Origin of the sequence: Gilvibacter sp. SZ-19 (assembly GCF_002163875.1) — a bacterium.
In the GTDB taxonomy this organism is placed as follows: Bacteria; Bacteroidota; Bacteroidia; order Flavobacteriales; family Flavobacteriaceae; genus Gilvibacter.
This window is the reverse complement of record NZ_CP019333.1, coordinates 585,121-598,725: the sequence shown is the minus strand read 5'-3', so window position 1 is coordinate 598,725 and position 13,605 is coordinate 585,121. Positions and strand designations below refer to the sequence as shown.

The following is a 13,605-nucleotide window of genomic DNA, read 5'->3' as shown; positions in this document are numbered from 1 at the left end:
GTACTAAAGTGCCGGTTTTTTTATGCCTTAAATTGAGTTAATAAGAGAACAGGTTGGCAGTTTGATTTGCTGAATCCGCAGTAAAAATGGTTATTTTTGTAATCGTGAATCAAAGCAGCACAGGAGCCTAAAGGATAAGACCAAATGACGCCACTCTCAGCACAGGAATTACATAATCTAGCCATGAATATTGTGGGCAAGGATCTGGAAGAACAAGGCTATGAATTCCTCGGTGTGAATTCAAAGCTTAAAAAAGATCCGCAGTTTGTGGCCTTAAAGAACAAAGACCTTCACTTTGTCATTGTGCGGGCCATTGCTTATCCACAAGATGCAAAGGCTTACGATCCTGTCTTTATGCAAACCATAAAACAGCATGCCGATAAATTCAACGCCAAGACCTACTACGCCGGAGTGGGGCTTGGACACGGATCAGACTATGCAAAACCTCCGGTAAAAGATGAATCATATACTATGGTCTACCATGGACTTCAAGAAATTATTTAAATCCAGTATTGTTGGACTGCTACTGCTCTTGGCGGTTGGGTGTCAAGAAACAAATCCGCAGCTGCACACCCTACAGGGCGGAGCGTTCGGAACCACCTTTTCTATCAAGTATTTTCACAGCGATAAATTAGATCTCAGCGTTGGCGTAGATTCGGTGATCAATGCTGTGAATCAATCCATGAGCACCTACTGGAAAGATAGCGATATCACACGGATCAACCAGGGCGATTCTACTCAGATTACCGATGCCATGTTGCAGGACGTTTATAAGCTTGCTCAACGTATCCACCAAGAATCCGGAGGTTATTTCGATCCTACCATAGGAGTGTTGCGCAATGCCTACGGATTTGGCGATGAGAAACCGCTAGCTCGAATAGACAGCCTTACCTTGGATTCTCTTATGACTTATGTTGGATTCAATAAGGTTAAACTCAACTCAGACGGGACCATTTCCAAGGCGCATCCGCAGATCTATTTTGATTTCAACGCTATTGCAAAAGGTTACGGGATAGATAGGATAGTTAGCTATATGAAAAGCGAAGGATTGACTGACTTTTTGGTCGAGCTGGGCGGTGAGGTATATGCCTCCGGCACCAATATAGAAAGGAATTCTCCGTGGATCACAGGTATAGAAGCTGTAGACTCCAATTTAGAAGTACGAGGATTGCAAGCTAAGGTCAGTTTACAAGATTTGGCCATGGCGGCCTCTGGGAACTACCGAAAATTCAGAGTGGACCCTAACAGCGGGAAACGCTATGTTCATACTTTGAATCCGCTTACTGGCTCCGCAGAGACCAGCGATGTGACCAGTGCGACCGTAGTTGCTAAAACCTGCGCAGAAGCAGATGCCTACGCTACTACATTTATGGCCTTAGGGTTAGCGAAGTCTAAAGAATTATTGAGCCGTTTAAGTGGAGTAGAGGCCTATTTGACCTTTGCGGTCGGAGATTCTACCGCTGTTTATTATTCTCCGGGATTCGAACCTTTGCTCAGAGATTAAGCTGACGGTTTTTTGCAATAGGGGATAAGCTCTCCCCACGCCAATCTATAGGTGTCTGACATTTCTTTGCCTATGGTCTGGGTATAATCCACAGCAGTTACCTCAAAGCCTACCTCGCGCAATTTATCAAAGTAATCACGACCATAAACACGTACGTGATCGTATTGACCGAAGATACGAGTACGTTCTTCTTTGTCGGTAATACTGGGATCTTCAAAAGTAGACGCTCTATTGAGATCCTGTGGGATCTGAAATACTCCCCAACCACCTGGGCGCAAGACGCGAAATAACTCCTTCATGGCCTGTGTGTCATCTGGAATGTGTTCCAGTACATGATTGCACAAGATCACATCAAAACTAGAATCTTCAAAAGGTAAATTACAGATATCAGCTTTTACATCGGCTATAGGAGAATTGAGATCCGTAGTGACATAATCTAAATGAGCCATCTTTTTAAAACGCTTGTAAAAGGCTTGTTCCGGAGCAAAATGCAATAGCTTTTGCGGCTTAGTGAACAAGTCAGTCTCTTGTTTTAAAAACAACCAAAGTAAACGGTGTCTTTCTAATGACAAAGTGCTTGGAGACAGCACATTCTCTCGAGTTTTTGCATATCCGTAAGCTAAGAAACTCCGAAATCCTCGACCATCTATAGGGTCGATGTAGCGTTTTCCCCGCATGAAAAAGGCCAAAACAGGCCTGACCACATAACTCAATCGAATCAGCAGTGGTCTGGGCAAAAGGTTTAAAAAGAATTTAAAGATCGCCTTCATGGGTTATAACACCAGGGCCTCGGCTCTAAACGGTTCTTCTTCGTCACTTTCTATGCCTAGGGCCTTGTAAATATAACCAAAGGTTGAAAGCAATTCAGGTTTCCCATTGACCAAAGCTACGTTGTGCTCAAAGTGCGCACTGGGTTTTCGGTCACGCGTGAGGATGGTCCAACCATCTTTGAGTTGCTCAATACGGTGTGTGCCTAAATTGATCATAGGTTCAATGGCCACTGTCATGCCCTCAATAAACTTCTTACCACGCCCTCTGCGACCGTAGTTAGGCATTTCCGGGTCTTCGTGCATGGTACGGCCTAAACCGTGCCCTACGAGTTCTCTAACTACACCGTAGCCGTGTTGTTCACAATGCTGCTGGATAGCATAGCCTACATCGCCCGTACGATTGCCCTTTTTAAATTGCGCAATACCTAGGTAGAGTGATTCTTTGGTCACCTTTAGGAGCTGCTCAACCTCTGGAGCAATTTCGCCTACAGCAAAGGTATAAGCGTGATCTCCGTAGAATCCATTTTTTATAGCTCCACAATCAATTGAGATGATATCTCCCTCCTCATAAGGAGTGTCATTGGGAATTCCGTGAACTACCTGAGCGTTTGGACTCATACACAAGGTGTTGGGGAAGTCATATAAGCCTAAGAAACCTGGAATGGCTCCGTGATCACGAATAAAAGTCTCGGCCAGTTTGTCCAAATGCAGACTTGTTACTCCGGGTTTGACTTCGCTGGCCAGCATCCCCAAGGTTTTAGATACGATCAAAGCGCTTTCGCGCATTAGTTCAATTTCTTCGGCAGTCTTTGGAATGATCATATTATCGTTTTAAAAAGGGGAATAATGATTTGGATTTTTTGGTTTGCTGCGGACGTTCACCTATAAGTTCTTGATAGATCAGGCCCCAGTCCCACATGCCGCCAATGTTCCTGTCGTCTATAAAAATATCTGCATTGATCTTGCGCGACACATCGTCTGTTGCCTCTTCTTCCGGAAAGCTTTGGTTTACCGCATAGAATTCTACGCCATGCTCCTTGCAAAAGGCCACCGCCTCGTCTAGGCTTTTTCCGTGTCGGTAAGTCCATAAGATTAGTCGGAACCCTTTGTCTTGAAGCTTTTTCATGGTGTCAAAAGCAAAGATCATGGGTTTGCCAATTCGCGGATAGGCGTTTTCCACTATGGTTCCGTCAAAATCTATGGCTATTTTTCGCGTTTCTTCCAATCGCTTAATGTGTTAAGATCTTACCCGTCATTGCCTGTGGAATAGAGACGCCCATAAGGGCTAAGATGGTCGGTGCTACATCTGCCAAAATACCATTGGCAATACTGGCGGGTTCATTGGTTACCCAATAAAGCGGCACCGGATTAGTGGTATGTGCCGTATGTGGGCTACCATCCGGATTGATCATGGTCTCACTGTTTCCGTGATCGGCAATGATCAGAATATCGTAATCTTCTTTTAAAGCTGCCTGAACAATAGCTGCAGCACAGTTATCAACCGTTTCACAGGCTTTCACCGCGGCTTCAAAAACCCCAGTATGTCCTACCATGTCTGGGTTGGCAAAGTTCAGACAAATGAAATCAGCCGTTTTGTTAGCTATCTCAGGAATGATCTTATCGCGGATCTCAAAAGCGCTCATCTCTGGCTTGAGGTCGTAAGTAGCTACTTTAGGAGAAGGACATAAGATCCGTTTCTCTCCTTCAAAAGGTGTTTCTCGACCTCCGGAGAAAAAGAAGGTAACGTGTGGATATTTTTCCGTCTCTGCAATACGTATCTGGGTTTTGCCAGCCTTTTCTAGGACCTCACCCAAGGTGTCGTTCAGATTCTCTTTATCGTAGACCACTTTTACACCTTGAAAACTATCGTCGTAATTGGTAAGGGTTACATAGTGCAGCTTTAAAGGCTTCATTTCTTGTTCCGGGAACGCTTGTTGACTCAAGGCTTGTGTGAGTTGCCGTCCGCGATCTGTTCTGAAGTTAAAGAACAAGACCACATCTCCATCTTTTATGGTCGCTACAGGAGCCCCGTTCTTTGTCATACAGATGGGTTCTATGAATTCATCGGTGATATCGTTGTCATAGCTCTCTTGCATGCTAGCAACTATATCATTACTCGGAGTTCCTTTACCGTGCACTAAAAGATCGTATGCTTTCTTGACCCGTTCCCAGCGGGTGTCCCGATCCATAGCGTAATAGCGTCCAATAACGCTGGCCAATTCTCCAGTAGATTCCTTGAGGTGTTTTTTAAGCTGAGTCAAAAAGCCCTTGCCACTTTTAGGGTCTACGTCGCGACCATCAGTGAAGGCGTGTACGTATACCTTAGATAGGCCGTGGTCTTCTGCCACGTTCAAAAGTCCTTTTAAATGATTGATATGCGAGTGGACACCTCCGTCAGACACTAAGCCTAACAAATGCACGGCTCTATTTTCGTTCTTTGCGTAGTTGAATGCTTCTTGGAGCACGGGTTCTTGTGCCAGAGTGCCTTCTTTGACCGCCTTGTTGATCTTGGCGAGATCTTGATAGACAATACGTCCGGCGCCCAGATTCATATGGCCCACTTCTGAGTTCCCCATTTGACCTTCGGGTAGGCCTACGTGCATTCCATCTGTGCGAAGCTGGGCATGCGGATAGTTTGTCGCAAGACTGTCAACAAAAGGAGTATTGGCTTGGGCAATAGCGGAGACCATAGGGTCTTGGGTCATTCCCCAACCATCTAGAATCATCAATAAAACCTGCTTACTCATGGGCGATGTTTTGCTGCAAAATTACACCAAATCATCGACAATTAACAGGCCTTAATTAACTCCTATGCCTTGTTCTCGGTACTTTTTGATAGAAGCTCGGATTTCGTCCATACGATTGTCTGGGTCTGGGTGGGTGCTCTGAAACTCCGGAACGCGGTTAGGGCCGGCTGCGGCCTTCAATACTTCCATAACTCCGATCATTTCCTGTGGATCGTATCCGGATTGCATCATAAAGAGCACGCCCAAGTCGTCACTTTCGAGCTCGTCGTCACGACCGTTGCCCAAAAGTACATTTTGACCAATTCCTGCAACTAGTCCACCGGCATCGGCGCCAACAGAGGCTCCTTGCGAGACCGTTTGCCAGAATTCTGTTTCTGCAATGCGCTCTGCGGAATGTCTACCCAACACATGGCCGATCTCGTGACCGAGCACTCCGGCCAATTGGTCTTCGTTGTCCAATTTTGAAAGTAGGGCATAAGTGATAAAGATCTGTCCTCCTGGTAATGCAAAGGCATTGATGGTCTGGTCGTCTGCCAAGAGGTGGAATTCATAACGGTAAGGCGTGTCTTTGGCGATACTGTTGTTTACCAGTTTCATCCCCACGCGATCTACAAAATTCTGTAGGTCTTGATTCGGAAAATCGCCGCCGTGCTGTTGTTTCATTTGAGGCATGGCCTGTAAGCCAATGGCGATCTCTTGGTCGGGTTCCATAGAGATGACCTGTTCTCTTTGGGTGTAGGGGTTGACTTCTGTATTGCTACAGCGTTTAAAATAGGCAAAAGCCACAATGGCCAAGCCAATTAGTATTCTGATCTTCCAATTACCTCTTCGCAACATGACACTTATTTTTTGTAGGCTTCAAAGTACAAAAAATAAGTGCTAGGCTTAGGGCAACAAATCCGGATTTATATCCGAAATGTTGTCTTGTAGGTATTTTTCGATAAACTGCACATCCATGTGTTTTGAGCCTGGGATTTCGAGGCGTTCTAGCTCCGATTTTATATCCAGTTTCAGGTAGGCTGCTAGATAATTTTGAGAAACGGGTTTGTAACTGAAATGCCAAGGTTCATATTTAAAACCTTTGCGTTTTGCATTGTTTGTATAGACTTCGAAAAAACCAAAGGATTCGGCATGGGCGTCCATCCATTCTTTGAATTTACAAAACGGGCCTTTGCCGTGAAAATGCTGAGGTTCTAGAACGCTTTTTGGCCTGGGGCTGGCACCACCATCAATGAGGTCGATATCGGTTCCCCAATGATGTCTAGATGTGCCTGGAATGGTGGAATATTCAATGATCTTTTCCATAGCGGCCAGCGGAGACATGCCCGCCTTGGTAAATCTGTCGTATTTACCAGACCAAATGGCGAGTTGTCTGTCGTAAGATCTAAAGGCAGAGGCGACTTCAATCTGTATGCCGTCTGCTGCTGCTGCAGCGCTCATCTTTTCAAAAGTGCTCCAAGTTTGGCGCTCCAATTGGTAGTCGGTTCCAACCAATTGGTCGTTGGCATAGCCCATCAGGAGTGCTTTGGGAATAAGGTCTTGATCCATAGGAATTCTAAATCCGCTTAGCAAGGGTAAACCGGCAGTTGCTAAAGCAGTCGTTTTTATAAATTCAATACGTTTCATAGGCTTGGCGTTTCAGGCAATAGAGGTTGGCCAATTGACCATCATAGACTATGGGTTTTACAAAATTAAGGCCACATTTTTCCAAGACGCGTATCGAACCGGTATTCTCTCGGTCCGCATGAGCATAAATGGCGGCTAGCTCAAAGTCTTCGAAACCCACGGCAATACAAGCCTTGGCAGTTTCGGTGGCAAATCCTTGGTTCCAACGGTTGCGAAAAAACCGAAAGCCCACTTCTGTCAGCTCTTCCTCTGGGTGATATTTCAATCCGCAGAAACCGATAAAAGAATCATCTTCCTTTAAACAGACCGCCCAACGGCCATAACCATACTTTTCATATTGGTCGTATTGGGCAATAAAGTCTGTCGCTTCTGCGACACTCTTAAAAGGAGCGTCACCGGTGTAGCGAATTACTTCAGGATCCAAATTCAATTGATAAAAGGACTCCGCATCACTAAGGAGAAATTCTCGTAAATAGGTTCTGGGCGTTTCGCAGATCACCTTCATAGGGCTAATTTACACAATTGCTATAAGTAACTCTGGATAGCCGTATCGGTTGGCAGCTCCTTTGGCGAGCTGTGCTGTTTGAACAATCTAGCGGAATGTGGTCCTTTAAGTACGATCGATTCGCCGCTAACCGCTAGCCAGCTCCCTTCGCGCAAACCTATTACCGGAATAGAATTCTGACTGTGGAATTCTTCAATACGCGTTTGGCGCGTTTCGCCCATATGGGTGCTTCCTGCTATTGGATCCAGGTAATGCGGATTAATGTTACAGGGAATCATTCCTAAGGTTTTAAAAGAAGGCGGATACACGATGGGCATGTCGTTAGTGGTCTGCATATTCACTCCGCAGATATTAGTGCCAGCACTGGTTCCCAAATATGGAGTGCCTCTAAATAGTTTGGCGCGTAAGGCCGCCATTTGTCCGTTTTGATTTAGCGCATTGACCAGCACAAAGGTGTTGCCACCGCCTGTGAAGATAGCCTGTGCATTCTTTATGGCAAGCGCGGGATCCTTAAAAGTGTGTAGCCCAACAACCGCAATGTCGAGTTGAGCAAAAAATTTTTCAGCATGTGCTGTATACTCCTCATGCGTAATGCCTCCAGGCCGCGCGTAGGGTACAAAGAGTAACTCACGCACTCCAGAAAAGAATGTCTTAAGTGTTGGTTTTAAGTATTCTAAATAGCCTTGACCGTGAACTGTCGAGGTGCTGGCCAAAATGAGATTTTGCAACTTTATAACGGATTTAACATAAGAATGCCTCTAATTTAAGGGATATATTAGAGTTTGTGTTGTAAATTAGAGTATGCGAAAATTCTACCTCTCCGTATGCTTTCTTTTTCTGCTAGCACCAGTGGCTGCTCAACAGATCACCCGCGTCATGGTGCAAGGTCAACTCACGGCTCCGCCGGGAGAGGACTTGGAAGGTATCAGCGTGTATAACCGATCTTCACAAAAAGGGACGATCTCAGAAATTGATGGCAGCTTTCAGCTAGAAATGGCGGCTAATGACAGAGTGCTCATAACGGCTTTGCAGTTTCAATCCTTTACCGTGATCATAGACGAAGGGGTTATTGAGAATAAAAGCCTAAAGATCTATTTGAATCCCAATTTGAATCAATTGGAAGAGGTGATCGTAAGGCCTTATGATCTAACGGGGAATGTAGAGGTGGATGTAGGACGCGTCAAGGTCTACGATTTCGACACGGCGCTTAGCTTTGATTATCAGTCCATGGAGTTCGAATACGACTTTAAAGACGATGCTCAAAGCCGTATCCGTAACGTGGTATCGGAAGAGGTTTCTAATCTGAATGTCATGCAATACGGATTCACACCGCTGGGTATCTTGGAGTTTATTGGCAAGGATAGAAAGAAGCGCAGGCAGACTAAAGCCTTGAGTGCGATCCAATCCGAAGAAATCGTGGCCACAGTGCTGCGACAGCGATACAATGTCTATTTCTTTGAAGACTCCTACAGTATTCCGCAAACGCGTTACGACGACTTCATTTACTTTGTACAAGAGCAAGGAATTCCAGAGGGTTATTTAAAACCGGAGAACGAAATTCGTCTGCTCGGCTTCTTAAAGCAACAAAGTACCTTATACCTTGAGCGCACTGAAGATTAGAATTGCTTTATTTCTCTTGTTTAGTTTGAGTTTTCAGCTTCAGGCGCAGCAAGTCGATCTGAAAGGGCAATTGCTAAACACCGCCGATATAGAAGGGGTTCATGTATTGAATCGCACTAAAGGTATTAACACCATAACCAATGAAGCAGGGAATTTCAATATCCGTGTTAGTCTAAACGATACCCTTTATTTCTCTTCTGTCCGCTATCAACTCAAAGAGCTCATTATAGATCAGCAAATGATCAATTTACAAGCCGTTGCGGTTGTTTTAGAAGACCGTGTCACCGAGCTTGATGAGGTGTTTATAAAACCCAACTTAAGCGGGAATCTGCAACAAGATGCCCGTGATATTGAAGTGGAGACTCCAATTAACTTTAACGATGTGGGCATACCCGGGTTCATTGGGGAGCCCGAGGAAAAGATTGTTCCTATCATAACAGGAATAGGTACAATTACCACCGTAGACTTGGAGGTGCTATACAAGCATATGAGTGGGTATTACAAAAAGCTCCGCATAAAAAGAAAATGGGAGCAGCAGAACGTTGTGGTCTCCGAGATCTTGGCCATGTATTCTGCGGATTTCTTTAAGGAATCTTACCAAGTCCCTACTGATAGGGTCTATGATTTTCTCCTCTTCTGTATAGAGACCACTAGTGTTCAGCGGGACTTCGAAGTGGCGCAATACGGGCTGGTCTTGAATCATTTTAAGGAGCGATCTGTGGTCTACTTAGGTCGTTTGGAGGAATCCGAAGATTAACAAAGAATTTGTAACAAAGGATGTTATCTTTGCGTCCTATGGAGGTGTTTTTGGCGCAGTTCTTGCCCATGAATGCAAAAAGAAAACAATGCGAAGAGTTTCTATTTTTTTATTACTGCTGAGTTTGCCGCTGCTATTGGCAACCTCATCGACGCATAAATTCTATGTGAGCATCACCAAGATCGAATATGTAGCTTCCCAGCAGAGTTTACAGATCATTACCAAGATCTTTATTGACGATTTTGAAGATGTACTTCAGGAGCGTTATGATTCAGATCTGATTCTAGACAGTACCAAAGACAGCCAGACCGTAGACGCCTATATAGAAAAGTATTTACTCAAAAAAATACAGCTCAAGGCCAATGGTGCTGCAGTGACTCCGCAGTACCTCGGAAAAAAGTACGAAGTGGAGACTTTGTCTTGTTATTTAGAAGTAACTGGCATACAAGATCTTAAGAGTTTGGAGGTAACTAATGATCTGCTTTTTGAATTGTTTCCCGAGCAGCAAAATATAGTCCACATTAAAAAAGACGATAATCGTCGCAGTTTGATCTTGCTCAAAGACGAGTCCACAGACATGTTAAAATTTAATTAAACGCCAGAAAAATCAAGCCTTAAAGAGCTATTTTTAAGGCCCTTAAAAAGCAACTAATAATCACAATAATTCAAACAAAACCCGAAACTGATGAAATTCTCTAAGTTGATCGCTTTACTATCTTTTGCACTGATCGCCGGTACGGCCTTTGGTCAGGAGCAGGAAAGTGAAGCCCGCAAAGGCGGACACATCAATAACAACAAATTCCGACAGATGTATCAGGAGTTCTCTACGCCGAACATGTTCCGTTCTGCTAGTGGTGCTCCAGGACCACAGTACTATCAGCAGCAAGCTGACTACGTGATGGACATCGAATTGGACGATAAGAACGCCAAGCTCTACGGATTTGAAACCATTACTTACACTAACAATTCTCCAGATCCATTGGATTATTTGTGGGTACAGTTAGATCAAAACGTTCGTGCTAAGGATTCCAAGTCGCCGCTTATCGAAGGCGATGGAGTTCCTCCAGCAGAGCAGCCTGGCGGATTCGCTTCTAAATTCATGGATGGCGGATTTGACGGAGGATTCAACATTGAGGCAGTAAAAGATTCTAAAGGAGCCAATCTGCCGTACATCATCCACCAAACGATGATGCGTGTAGAAATGCCTAAAACATTGAAAACTGGTGAAAAATTCACCTTCAGCATCAAGTGGTGGTATAATGTGAACAACCACGTGACCGACCGTGCTCGTAGTGGGTATGAGGAGTTCGAAGACGGAAATCGCGCTTATGTAATTGCGCAGTTCTATCCGCGTATGGCCGTTTACAATGATGTAGAAGGATGGCAGAATTCACAGTTCTGGGGCCGCGATGAATTCGCTTTGCCTTTCGGAAACTTTGAAGTGAATCTGACCGTTCCTGCAGATCACATTACCGATGCAACAGGGGTTTTGACCAACCGCAAAGAAGTCTTCACCAAAGAAATGATGAAGCGTTACGAGTTGGCTAAGAAGACTTATGACAAGCCTGTGATCATTGTTTCTCAAGAAGAAGCAGAGGCGAAAGAAAATAGTTTTGCTACCGCAAAAAAGACCTGGAAGTTCAAGGCAGAGATGGTTCGTGACTTCGGATTCGCTACTTCTCGTCGTTTCATTTGGGACATGATGGCTGTTAAGATCGGCAACAAAGATGTAATGGCTGTTTCACTTTATCCAAAAGAAGGAAACCCACTTTGGGAAGAATACTCTACCATGGCCGTTGCCAGTACTTTGAAGAGTTATTCCCGTATGACCTTCGATTATCCTTACCACAAAGCGATCTCGGTTCACGCCCGTAACCAAGGGATGGAGTATCCGATGATCTGTTGGAACTACGGACGTCCAAATCCTGATGGAACGTATAGCGAGCGCACCAAATACGGAATGATCTCTGTGATCATCCACGAGGTAGGACACAACTATTTTCCAATGATCGTAAACAGTGACGAGCGTCAGTGGACTTGGATGGACGAAGGATTGAATACCTTCTTACAATACGTGGCCGAGCAAGACTTTGGCGAGTGGTATCCTGACGCCATCGCACCAAATAAGAGCTATCCATCACGTCGTGGACCTGCAAAGAACATTGTAGATTATATGAGCAGCGACCAAGACTATATTGCACCAATTATGACCAAAGGTTTGAACACCTATCAATTTGGTGCTAATGCTTATGGAAAGCCGGCAACAGCTTTAAACATTCTACGTGAGACTGTAATGGGACGCGAGTTGTTCGATTACGCTTTTAAAACTTACGCCAACCGTTGGATGTTCAAGCACCCAACTCCAGAAGACTTCTTCCGCACTATGGAAGACGCCTCAGCCTTTGACTTGGATTGGTTCTGGCGTTCTTGGTTCTACACCACCGACTTTGTCGATATGGGAGTAGGCGAAGTGAAGAAATTCTATGTGACCAACAAGATCAATGCAGAAGTGCGCGAGATCATGGAAGCGCGCGGTTTGACAGAAAGCGATCTGCCACCACTAGTATATTATGTAGCAGAAGACAGCGAAGATTTCGAAGAGTCTATGGTGAACACAACGCTAGAAGATATTCCATCGATCAAAGAATATATGATGGACAATATGACTCCCCAGGAGCGTGCGGCTGTTACTAAGCCAAAATACTTCTACGAAGTGACTTTTGAAAAGCCAGGAGGAATTCCTATGCCGATCATTGTAGAGTACACCTATGCTGATGGTTCTACAAAGCGCGAGACCTATCCGGCAGAGATCTGGAGAAAGAACGATGCTCAAGTAGGCAAGGTAATCGCATCTGAGCAAGAGATCACTAAGATCGTTGTAGATCCGGACGAAGAAACTGCAGATATCGATACGTCGAACAATTCATGGCCTAAGCGCAAAAAGCTTGGCGAGTTCGATCAGTTCAAAGAAGGTATCAAGGACTAAATTTTAAAAAGAGCCCCGAATATTTCGGGGCTTTTTTTTACCCCTGCCCGCAATCTTAGTTATATTTGCAACATGCAAGCATTGTTTATTTTTGGCTTTATCAGTACCCCAGAGATCATGTTCATTCTCTTTGTGGTATTGTTGGTGTTTGGTGCCGATAAGATCCCGACCATTGCCCGCGGTTTAGGCAAGGGAATGCGTCAGATCAAAGATGCCACCAACGAGATCAAAAGTGAGATCACCAAAAGTGCTGAGCAGCAAGGCATAGATACCAGTATCGTTAAAGATGTACAGGACAGCCTTCAGGAAACCAAAAAGAGCATTGAGCAGGTTAGCGGTACTATAGGCCGCGACCCACTTTCCAAATCACGTTCCGGCGAACTGCCAGGAAACAAGCCGAGTCTGTAATTTTATTTTACTCTTGTAATGGTAAGCCCGTCGCGTATGGGTAAGAGTACCGTTTCTAGCTGCGGATGAGTCGCTAGGGTGTGGTTGTATTCTAATAAGGCCTTGGTGTCGATATCATCGGGCTGAAGCGGCTCAACTACCTTTCCGCTCCACAAGACATTATCGCTTAGAATGATCCCTCCGGAATTCATTTTGGGTAGTATCAACTCCAGATATTTTGGATAGTTGCGTTTATCTGCATCCATAAAGACCAGATCGTATTTTAAGTCTAAGGTTGGTAATATACCTAAAGCCGCACCCAGATGTTGATGAATGCGATCTCCAGCTCCAGACAGGTCAAAGTATTTGCGTTGCAGGTCGTATAATTCCTCGTTTTGATCCAGGGTGTGGATCTCACCTTCGGGATGTAATCCCTCTAACATACACAAAGCAGAGTAGCCTGTGTAAGTGCCTAATTCCAATATCGTTCTAGGTCGAATGATCTTGGCCAATAAACTTAAAACTCTACCCTGATAGTGTCCGCTTAGCATACGCGGGTTCAAGACCTTTTGCCAAGTCTCTTTGCTGAGTTTTTGTAAAAGTTCAGGTTCTTCTTGAGAATGCGCTACGGCGTATTGGTCAATGGCTTCTGGTAAGAAATGCATGTTTAAAAAAAGAGCTCCACAATTCGATTCAAATTGTG

General features: G+C 44.7%; 16 protein-coding genes. 7 read left to right on the top strand and 9 right to left on the bottom strand.

The features are described from left to right. Nucleotides 1-144: 144 nt before the first annotated feature. On the top strand, nt 145-504 hold the full coding sequence (locus BTO09_RS02800; protein ID WP_087523216.1) for a Na(+)-translocating NADH-quinone reductase subunit F: 360 nt from the start codon (nt 145-147) through the stop codon (nt 502-504). After that, nucleotides 458-1,504: an FAD:protein FMN transferase gene (locus BTO09_RS02795; RefSeq protein WP_087523215.1), complete on the top strand. Its 1,047-nt coding sequence runs from the start codon at nt 458-460 to the stop codon at nt 1,502-1,504. The genes BTO09_RS02800 and BTO09_RS02795 overlap by 47 nt, the downstream gene beginning before the upstream one ends. Here the strand turns inward: BTO09_RS02795 and BTO09_RS02790 are convergent. From BTO09_RS02790 to pepE, 8 genes are read right to left on the bottom strand one after another with little or no spacing between them, the layout of a single operon-like run. Continuing rightward, nucleotides 1,501-2,274, bottom strand: coding sequence for a class I SAM-dependent methyltransferase (locus BTO09_RS02790; RefSeq protein WP_087523214.1), 774 nt, complete (start codon nt 2,272-2,274; stop codon nt 1,501-1,503). The two genes, BTO09_RS02795 and BTO09_RS02790, sit on opposite strands and share 4 nt — an antisense overlap. Nucleotides 2,275-2,277: 3 nt before the next feature. Further along, nucleotides 2,278-3,096: a type I methionyl aminopeptidase gene (gene map / locus BTO09_RS02785; RefSeq protein WP_087523213.1), complete on the bottom strand. Its 819-nt coding sequence runs from the start codon at nt 3,094-3,096 to the stop codon at nt 2,278-2,280. Between the two features lies 1 nt (nt 3,097). After that, on the bottom strand, nt 3,098-3,499 hold the full coding sequence (locus BTO09_RS02780; protein WP_087523212.1) for a BT0820 family HAD-type phosphatase: 402 nt from the start codon (nt 3,497-3,499) through the stop codon (nt 3,098-3,100). A gap of 4 nt (nt 3,500-3,503) precedes the next feature. After that, nucleotides 3,504-5,021: a 2,3-bisphosphoglycerate-independent phosphoglycerate mutase gene (gene gpmI / locus BTO09_RS02775; protein ID WP_087523211.1), complete on the bottom strand. Its 1,518-nt coding sequence runs from the start codon at nt 5,019-5,021 to the stop codon at nt 3,504-3,506. A 51-nt stretch (nt 5,022-5,072) separates the two neighbouring features. Beyond that, complete coding sequence (locus BTO09_RS02770; RefSeq protein WP_087525469.1) at nt 5,073-5,855, bottom strand: M48 family metalloprotease; 783 nt, start codon at nt 5,853-5,855, stop codon at nt 5,073-5,075. 51 nt (nt 5,856-5,906) lie between these two features. Beyond that, nucleotides 5,907-6,647 (bottom strand): M15 family metallopeptidase, encoded by a 741-nt coding sequence (locus BTO09_RS02765; RefSeq protein ID WP_087523210.1) that lies wholly within the window; start codon nt 6,645-6,647, stop codon nt 5,907-5,909. Then, the gene (locus BTO09_RS02760) at nt 6,634-7,152 is read right to left on the bottom strand and encodes a GNAT family N-acetyltransferase (protein WP_087523209.1); all 519 of its coding nucleotides are present in this window, start codon (nt 7,150-7,152) and stop codon (nt 6,634-6,636) included. Before BTO09_RS02760 ends, BTO09_RS02765 begins: the two co-directional genes overlap by 14 nt. A 20-nt stretch (nt 7,153-7,172) precedes the next feature. Beyond that, nucleotides 7,173-7,880 carry a dipeptidase PepE gene (gene pepE / locus BTO09_RS02755; protein WP_087523208.1) on the bottom strand — a complete coding sequence of 236 codons (708 nt, stop codon included), beginning with the start codon at nt 7,878-7,880 and terminating at the stop codon, nt 7,173-7,175. Nucleotides 7,881-7,953: 73 nt separating this feature from the next. Between pepE and BTO09_RS02750 the strand changes: the two genes are divergently transcribed. From BTO09_RS02750 to BTO09_RS02730, 5 genes are all read left to right on the top strand, one after another. Continuing rightward, nucleotides 7,954-8,772, top strand: a complete 819-nt coding sequence (locus BTO09_RS02750; RefSeq protein WP_087523207.1) for a hypothetical protein — start codon at nt 7,954-7,956, stop codon at nt 8,770-8,772. Then, on the top strand, nt 8,753-9,529 hold the full coding sequence (locus BTO09_RS02745) for a hypothetical protein (RefSeq protein ID WP_157663410.1): 777 nt from the start codon (nt 8,753-8,755) through the stop codon (nt 9,527-9,529). The genes BTO09_RS02750 and BTO09_RS02745 overlap by 20 nt, the downstream gene beginning before the upstream one ends. Nucleotides 9,530-9,617: 88 nt before the next feature. Next, nucleotides 9,618-10,124, top strand: a complete 507-nt coding sequence (locus BTO09_RS02740; RefSeq protein WP_087523205.1) for a DUF6702 family protein — start codon at nt 9,618-9,620, stop codon at nt 10,122-10,124. Nucleotides 10,125-10,214: 90 nt separating this feature from the next. Beyond that, nucleotides 10,215-12,515 (top strand): M1 family metallopeptidase, encoded by a 2,301-nt coding sequence (locus BTO09_RS02735; protein ID WP_087523204.1) that lies wholly within the window; start codon nt 10,215-10,217, stop codon nt 12,513-12,515. Nucleotides 12,516-12,587: 72 nt separating this feature from the next. Beyond that, nucleotides 12,588-12,923, top strand: coding sequence for a twin-arginine translocase TatA/TatE family subunit (locus BTO09_RS02730; RefSeq protein WP_087523203.1), 336 nt, complete (start codon nt 12,588-12,590; stop codon nt 12,921-12,923). 2 nt (nt 12,924-12,925) lie between these two features. Here BTO09_RS02730 and BTO09_RS02725 read toward each other — a convergent pair whose 3' ends face one another. After that, nucleotides 12,926-13,567: an O-methyltransferase gene (locus BTO09_RS02725; protein WP_087523202.1), complete on the bottom strand. Its 642-nt coding sequence runs from the start codon at nt 13,565-13,567 to the stop codon at nt 12,926-12,928. Nucleotides 13,568-13,605 lie beyond the last annotated feature (38 nt).